Genomic DNA, 6,780 nt, shown 5'->3' with positions numbered 1-6,780 from the left:
GTCCGGGACCACGTCCGCCTCGGGGGCCGGGACCACGTCCGCCTCGGGGGCCGGGACCACGTCCGCCTCGGGGGCCGGGACCACGTCCGCCTCGGGGGCCGGGACCACGTCCGCCTCGGGGACCGCCTCAGGCTCCGGCACCTCTGCTGCGGCGCCCCCGACGTCCTCGGCGGACTCCGCGGTGTCCTGCGCGTCGGCATCGGCATCGGCGTCGGAGTGGGAACCGGCATCGGCGCCGGCGTCGGAGTGGGAACCGGCATCGGCGTCGGCATCTGCGTGGGCATCGGCGGCCACCTCGGCCTCGGCAGCCTTCGGCGACTCCGTGGTCTGCCGGGCCTCGGGGGGCTCCCCGGTGCCGCCCGCGGCCGCGTCGTCCTCGTTCTCGGGTCGCTCGCTCTTCACCGCATCGCTCCTTGCCGTGTCGTATCCCGCCTCCCCTTCACGGGGGACGGCGATGGGACGCGGGAGGGGAGCGCGCGGTTCCCTGGAAACGCGCCGGGCGGAACCCGGCCGCTCAGTCGCCGTAGTCGGACATCGCGTCCAGGAGTCTGGCGGACTTCTTCGGCACGGTCACCCCGTGGATGAGTGACGGCGGCACCGGGCGGGCATCGCTGTGATCGGGAACCACCCAGTGCGGAGCCATCCGGGCGCAGTCCCCGCGCAGCGACGCGAGGTCGCCGTCGAGGTCGGCCGGAGCGGGGGCGTGGACCTTGAGGTTCGTCATGACGGAACGGTAAGCACGCCGTGGCCCGCGAAGAAAGATCTACTATCGGGTAGTTTTGGCACCTTCAGGGCGCCCACCCGGACCCGGTAGCGTTAACTGTCAATAACGCCCGCCCGTCGCCCGCCACCACCCTTCCAACGAGCGCTGTCGCGCCCCCTTCTTTTTCCTCAGGAGAGTCCCAGCCGTGCGCATCGCAGTCACCGGCTCCATCGCCACCGACCACCTCATGACGTTCCCCGGCCGCTTCGCCGACCAGCTGGTCGCGGACCAGTTGCACACGGTCTCGCTGTCCTTCCTGGTCGACAACCTGGACGTGCGGCGCGGCGGTGTCGGCGCGAACATCGCGTTCGGCATGGGACAGCTCGGCACCCGGCCGATCCTGGTCGGCGCGGCGGGCTTCGACTTCGACGAGTACCGGGCCTGGCTCGACCGGCACGGCGTCGACACGGACTCCGTCCGCATCTCCGAGACCCTGCACACCGCGCGTTTCGTGTGCACGACCGACGCCGACCACAACCAGATCGGCTCCTTCTACACGGGCGCGATGAGCGAGGCCCGCCTGATCGAGCTCAAGACGGTGGGTGACCGGGTCGGCGGCCTCGACCTGGTCCTGATCGGCGCGGACGACCCGGAGGGCATGCTCCGCCACACGGAGGAGTGCCGGGCCAGGTCCATCCCCTTCGCCGCCGACTTCTCCCAGCAGATCGCCCGGATGAACGGCGACGAGATCCGGATACTGCTGGAGGGCGCGACGTACCTCTTCTCCAACGAGTACGAGAAGGGGCTCATCGAGACGAAGACCGGCTGGAGCGACGAGGAGATCCTCGCGAGGGTCGGCCACCGGGTCACGACGCTGGGTGCGCGCGGCGTCCGTATCGAGCGGGTGGGCGAGGACCCGATCGAGGTCGGCTGCCCCGACGAGGAGCGCAAGGCCGACCCGACGGGCGTCGGCGACGCGTTCCGCGCCGGGTTCCTGTCGGGGCTGGCGTGGGGGGTCTCGCTGGAGCGGGCGGCCCAGGTGGGCTGCATGCTGGCCACTCTCGTCATCGAGACGGTGGGGACGCAGGAGTACCAGTTGCGCCGGGGGCACTTCATGGAGCGGTTCACGAAGGCGTACGGGGACGAGGCCGCGGAGGAAGTCCGGGGCTACCTGGTCTGAGTTCTGGCTGCGGGTGCGTGGGGGCTGGTCGCACAGTTCCCCGCACCCCTTTCAGGGGCGTTCAGCTGAGCCGGCGTACCAAGTAAGCCGTTCCTCGTTCTGCCTTCTCCTCACCCACATACTCCTGGCCCCGCATCTCGCACCAAGCCGGGATGTCCAGCCGGGCCGCCTCGTCATCCGACAGGACCCGGACCGTGCCGCCCACCGGCACGGTGCCGATGACCTTCGCGAGTTCGATGACGGGGATCGGACACCGCTTGCCCAGGGCGTCCACGACGAGCACGTCGTCCTGCACGGCCGCCACCGCCACCGGCGCCCCGAGCTTCTCCCGCACCCCCGCCACCACCCCCGGCAGCACCTCCAGGAACCGCTCCACGTCCCCCTCGGCCGCCCCCGCCGGCAGCGACACCCGTACGTTCCCCTCGCTCAGCACACCCATCGCCCTGAGCACGTGGCTCGGCGTCAGCGTGCTGCTCGTGCACGACGAGCCGGACGAGACCGAAAAGCCCTCCCGGTCCAGCTCGTGCAGCAGTGTCTCTCCGTCGACATAGAGACAGGAGAAGGTGACGACCCCCGGCAGCCGTCGCTCCGGATCCCCCACCACCTCCACGTCCGGCACCAACTCCGGTACCCGCGCCCGGATCCGTGCCGTCAGCTCCCGCAGCCGTACGGCCTCCCGCTCGGCCTCCGCCCGTACGGCCCGGAGCGAGGCCGCCGCCGCGACGATCGCCGGCAGGTTCTCGAAGCCGGGCGCCCGCCCCGACTCCCGCTCGTCGGAGGCTCCTTGGACGGCGAACCGCACCCCCTTGCGGACGACCAGCAGCCCGACCCCGCTCGGCCCGCCCCATTTGTGCGCACTCGCCGTCAGCAGCGACCAGCCGCCCTCGACCCGCCCCCACCCCAGCGACTGCGCCGCGTCCACCAGCAACGGCACCCCGGCCGCCCGGCACACCTCGGCCACCTCCGCCACCGGCTGCACGGTGCCCACCTCGTGGTTGGCCGACTGCAGGCAGGCGAGCGCGGTGTCGGGGCGGAGAGCGGCCTCGTAGGACCCCACGTCCACGGCTCCCGTGCGCCCCACCGGTACCTGGGTGACCGCACCCCCCTCGGTCTCGAACACCTCGGCCGAATGGAGCACCGAGGAGTGTTCGACGGCTGACACGATCAGGTGACGTCCGACGCGGCGACGACCGGCCAACGCACCCGCGATGCCCGCGTGTACGGCCCGGGTGCCCGAGGGGGTGAAGGTCAGCTCGTCCGGTCGGCACCCGACGGCCTCGGCGGCCGCCTCCCGCGCGGCGTCCAGCAGCATCCGCGCCTTCCGCCCCTCCCGGTAGAGACGGGAAGGGTCGGCCCACCCGTCGTCCAGGGCGGCCAACAGAGCCTGACGGGCCACAGGGTGGAGGGGAGCAGCAGACGCAGCGTCAAAGTAGGACACAGGGCAACGTTAGAACGTTCCCCAGGACAGCCGACGCAAGGGGCGCGGGGCTGTGCCCGTATGCGGCTCCGCCGCGGGGCGCGACCAGCCCCCACGCACCCGCACCCGCGCACGAAACCCCACCAACCCGAGCTATTGGGCGCCCATTCCCACCCCTACGGAGTGACAGGCGGCGCGTATGCCCCCCTCCCCGCGAACCCCCGAATCGCGTCGGCTAGGGTTTGGTCCGCATAAACATCCAAACCCCTGCCCGACGCAGGGCGGCGACCGACCAGCGAGAAGGCCGCAGCCGACCGCGCGGGCGAGACTCTCGGGAAGGCGCTACGTGAGTCCCAACGGCTCCGACCGCTCGCCGCGGCGCCCGATGCGGCGGAAGCTGCTGCAGGCAATGACCGCGGGCCTGGTCCTGGCATCCGCTACCGGATGCACATACAAGGACTTCCCCCGCCTTGGTATGCCCACCCCGACCACGGAAGAGGCTCCGCGGATCCTCTCCCTGTGGCAGGGCTCCTGGGCCGCCGCGCTCGCCGTCGGCGTGCTGGTGTGGGGTCTGATCATCTGGAGCGCCATCTTCCACCGGCGCAGCCGCACCAAGATCGAGGTCCCGGCCCAGACCCGGTACAACATGCCGATCGAGGCGCTGTACACGGTGGTGCCGCTCATCATCGTCTCGGTGCTGTTCTACTTCACCGCGCGGGACGAGACGAAGCTCCTCAGCCTCTCCGACAAGAAGCCGGACGTCACGGTCAACGTCGTCGGCTTCCAGTGGAGCTGGGGCTTCAACTACATCACGCCTGTCGACGGTGTCCCCGGCGACGCGAAGACCGACGCGAACCTGGCCGCCATTCCGGACCGGTTCAAGAACGCGTTCCCGGCCAACGCCGGCGGTGTGTACGACGTCGGTACGCCGGGCACGAAGAACCCGCAGACCGGCAACCCCGGTCCGACGCTCTGGCTCCCCAAGGGTGAGACCGTCCGCTTCGTCCTCACCTCGCGTGACGTCATCCACTCCTTCTGGGTGGTGCCGTTCCTGATGAAGATGGACGTCGTCCCGGGCCACACCAACGCGTTCCAGGTGACTCCCAACCAGGAGGGCACCTTCCTCGGCAAGTGTGCCGAGCTCTGCGGCGTCGACCACTCCCGGATGCTGTTCAACGTGAAGGTCGTCTCGCCCGAGCGCTACCAGCAGCACCTCAAGGACCTCGCCAAGAAGGGGCAGACCGGTTACATTCCCGCCGGCATCGCGCAGACGAGCCACGAGAAGAACCGGGAGACGAACAACCTGTGAGCATCCTCAACGAACCCCAGGGTGCCGCGGCAGCTGAGGGCTCTTACGCAGATGAGCTGCCGGTCAGGCGCAAGCAGCCCGGCAACGTGGTCATCAAGTGGCTCACCACCACCGACCACAAGACCATCGGAACGCTGTATCTGGTCACGTCGTTCGCGTTCTTCCTGATCGGCGGTGTGATGGCGCTGCTGATGCGCGCCGAGCTCGCCCGCCCCGGTCTGCAGATCATGTCGAACGAGCAGTTCAACCAGGCGTTCACGATGCACGGCACGATCATGCTGCTGATGTTCGCGACGCCGCTGTTCGCCGGCTTCACGAACTGGATCATGCCGCTCCAGATCGGCGCCCCCGACGTCGCGTTCCCGCGGCTGAACATGTTCGCCTACTGGCTCTACCTGTTCGGCTCGACCATCGCGGTCGGCGGCTTCCTCACCCCGCAGGGCGCCGCGGACTTCGGCTGGTTCGCCTACTCGCCGCTGTCGGACGCGGTCCGCTCGCCGGGCATCGGCGCCGACATGTGGATCATGGGTCTGGCCTTCTCCGGCTTCGGCACCATCCTCGGCGCGGTCAACTTCATCACCACGATCATCTGCATGCGCGCACCGGGCATGACGATGTTCCGCATGCCGATCTTCGTGTGGAACGTGCTGCTGACCGCCGTCCTGGTCCTGCTCGCCTTCCCGGTCCTCGCCGCCGCGCTCTTCGCGCTGGAGGCGGATCGGAAATTCGGGGCACATGTCTTCGATGCGGCGAACGGCGGAGCGCTGCTCTGGCAGCACCTCTTCTGGTTCTTCGGACACCCAGAGGTGTACATCATCGCCCTGCCGTTCTTCGGCATCATCTCCGAGGTCATCCCGGTCTTCTCCCGCAAGCCGATGTTCGGCTACATGGGTCTGGTGGCCGCGACCATCTCGATCGCCGGTCTGTCCGTGACCGTGTGGGCGCACCACATGTACGTCACCGGCGGTGTGCTGCTGCCGTTCTTCTCCTTCATGACCTTCCTGATCGCGGTACCGACCGGTGTGAAGTTCTTCAACTGGATCGGCACCATGTGGAAGGGATCGCTGTCCTTCGAGACACCGATGCTGTGGGCCACCGGCTTCCTGATCACCTTCACCTTCGGTGGTCTGACCGGTGTCATCCTGGCCTCGCCGCCGATGGACTTCCACGTCTCCGACTCGTACTTCGTCGTCGCCCACTTCCACTACGTGGTCTTCGGCACGGTCGTCTTCGCGATGTTCTCCGGCTTCCACTTCTGGTGGCCGAAGATGACGGGCAAGATGCTGGACGAGCGGCTCGGCAAGATCACCTTCTGGACGCTGTTCATCGGCTTCCACGGCACCTTCCTGGTCCAGCACTGGCTGGGCGCCGAGGGCATGCCGCGCCGGTACGCCGACTACCTGGCGGCCGACGGCTTCACCACCCTGAACACGATCTCGTCGATCAGCTCCTTCCTGCTCGGCCTGTCGATCCTGCCGTTCCTCTACAACGTCTGGAAGACGGCGAAGTACGGCAAGAAGGTCGAGGTCGACGACCCGTGGGGCTACGGCCGTTCGCTGGAGTGGGCGACCTCCTGCCCGCCGCCGCGGCACAACTTCGTCACCCTGCCGCGGATCCGCAGCGAATCGCCGGCCTTCGACCTGCACCACCCTGAGATCGCCGCCCTGGAGCAGCTGGAGCACGGCCAGGCCGTCGCCGCTGTCGCGGGCAGCAAGGAGGCCGGCAAGTGAAGATCCAGGGCCGCATGTTCGTGTGGCTGAGTGTCTTCGTCCTCGTCATCGCGATCGTCTATGGCGTCTGGTCGAAGGAACCGGCCGGTACCACGGCGCTCTTCCTGGCCTTCGGCCTGTGCATCATGATCGGCTTCTACCTGGGCTTCACCGCCTCGCGCGTCGACGCGGGCGCCCAGGACAACAAGGAGGCCGACGTCGCGGACGAGGCCGGCGAGATCGGCTTCTTCAGCCCGCACAGCTGGCAGCCGCTCGCCCTCGGCGTCGGCGGCGCGCTGGCCTTCCTCGGTGTTGCCGTCGGCTGGTGGCTGCTGTACTTCTCGGCACCCATCATCATGATCGGCCTCTTCGGCTGGGTGTTCGAGTACTACCGCGGTGAGAACCGCACCCAGTAAGCACGCGCAGCGGGAGCCCGGACCCTCCGTCAGGAGAGTCCGGGCT

General features: G+C 68.9%; 6 protein-coding genes and 1 pseudogene. 4 read left to right on the top strand and 3 right to left on the bottom strand.

The window, feature by feature from the left end:
* Together ACIQVL_RS02150 and ACIQVL_RS02145 are read right to left on the bottom strand one after the other, a co-directional pair.
* A pseudogene (locus tag ACIQVL_RS02150) lies at positions 1–402 on the bottom strand (hypothetical protein); the annotation flags it as partial.
* 112 nt (positions 403–514) lie between these two features.
* Positions 515–724, bottom strand: coding sequence for a hypothetical protein (locus ACIQVL_RS02145; RefSeq protein WP_393793776.1), 210 nt, complete (start codon positions 722–724; stop codon positions 515–517).
* Positions 725–908: 184 nt separating this feature from the next.
* On the opposite strand from ACIQVL_RS02145, the gene ACIQVL_RS02140 reads away from it, so the two are divergent.
* Positions 909–1,883 carry a carbohydrate kinase family protein gene (locus ACIQVL_RS02140; RefSeq protein WP_403431211.1) on the top strand — a complete coding sequence of 325 codons (975 nt, stop codon included), beginning with the start codon at positions 909–911 and terminating at the stop codon, positions 1,881–1,883.
* A 61-nt stretch (positions 1,884–1,944) separates the two neighbouring features.
* On the opposite strand, the gene ACIQVL_RS02135 is transcribed toward ACIQVL_RS02140, so the two are convergent.
* Positions 1,945–3,321, bottom strand: coding sequence for a cysteine desulfurase/sulfurtransferase TusA family protein (locus ACIQVL_RS02135; protein WP_403474027.1), 1,377 nt, complete (start codon positions 3,319–3,321; stop codon positions 1,945–1,947).
* A gap of 325 nt (positions 3,322–3,646) precedes the next feature.
* On the opposite strand from ACIQVL_RS02135, the gene coxB reads away from it, so the two are divergent.
* From coxB to ACIQVL_RS02120, 3 genes are read left to right on the top strand one after another with little or no spacing between them, the layout of a single operon-like run.
* On the top strand, positions 3,647–4,609 hold the full coding sequence (gene coxB / locus ACIQVL_RS02130) for a cytochrome c oxidase subunit II (RefSeq protein ID WP_403431215.1): 963 nt from the start codon (positions 3,647–3,649) through the stop codon (positions 4,607–4,609).
* Entirely contained in the window at positions 4,606–6,339 is a 1,734-nt protein-coding gene (gene ctaD, locus ACIQVL_RS02125; protein WP_393808015.1) for a cytochrome c oxidase subunit I, read from the top strand. The genes coxB and ctaD overlap by 4 nt, the downstream gene beginning before the upstream one ends.
* Entirely contained in the window at positions 6,336–6,734 is a 399-nt protein-coding gene (locus ACIQVL_RS02120; protein WP_093503960.1) for a cytochrome c oxidase subunit 4, read from the top strand. The genes ctaD and ACIQVL_RS02120 overlap by 4 nt, the downstream gene beginning before the upstream one ends.
* The last annotated feature ends 46 nt before the right edge of the window (positions 6,735–6,780 follow it).

The sequence above is a fragment of the Streptomyces sp. NPDC090499 genome (assembly GCF_044769305.1).
Taxonomy (GTDB): Bacteria; Actinomycetota; Actinomycetes; order Streptomycetales; family Streptomycetaceae; genus Streptomyces.
This window is presented reverse-complemented; position numbering and strand designations above follow the sequence as displayed.

Excerpts from the sequence above, each read along its gene's own strand:
- ACIQVL_RS02145 (WP_393793776.1), bottom strand. The coding sequence starts at position 724 with ATGACGAACCTCAAGGTCCACGCCCCCGCTCCGGCCGACCTCGACGGC.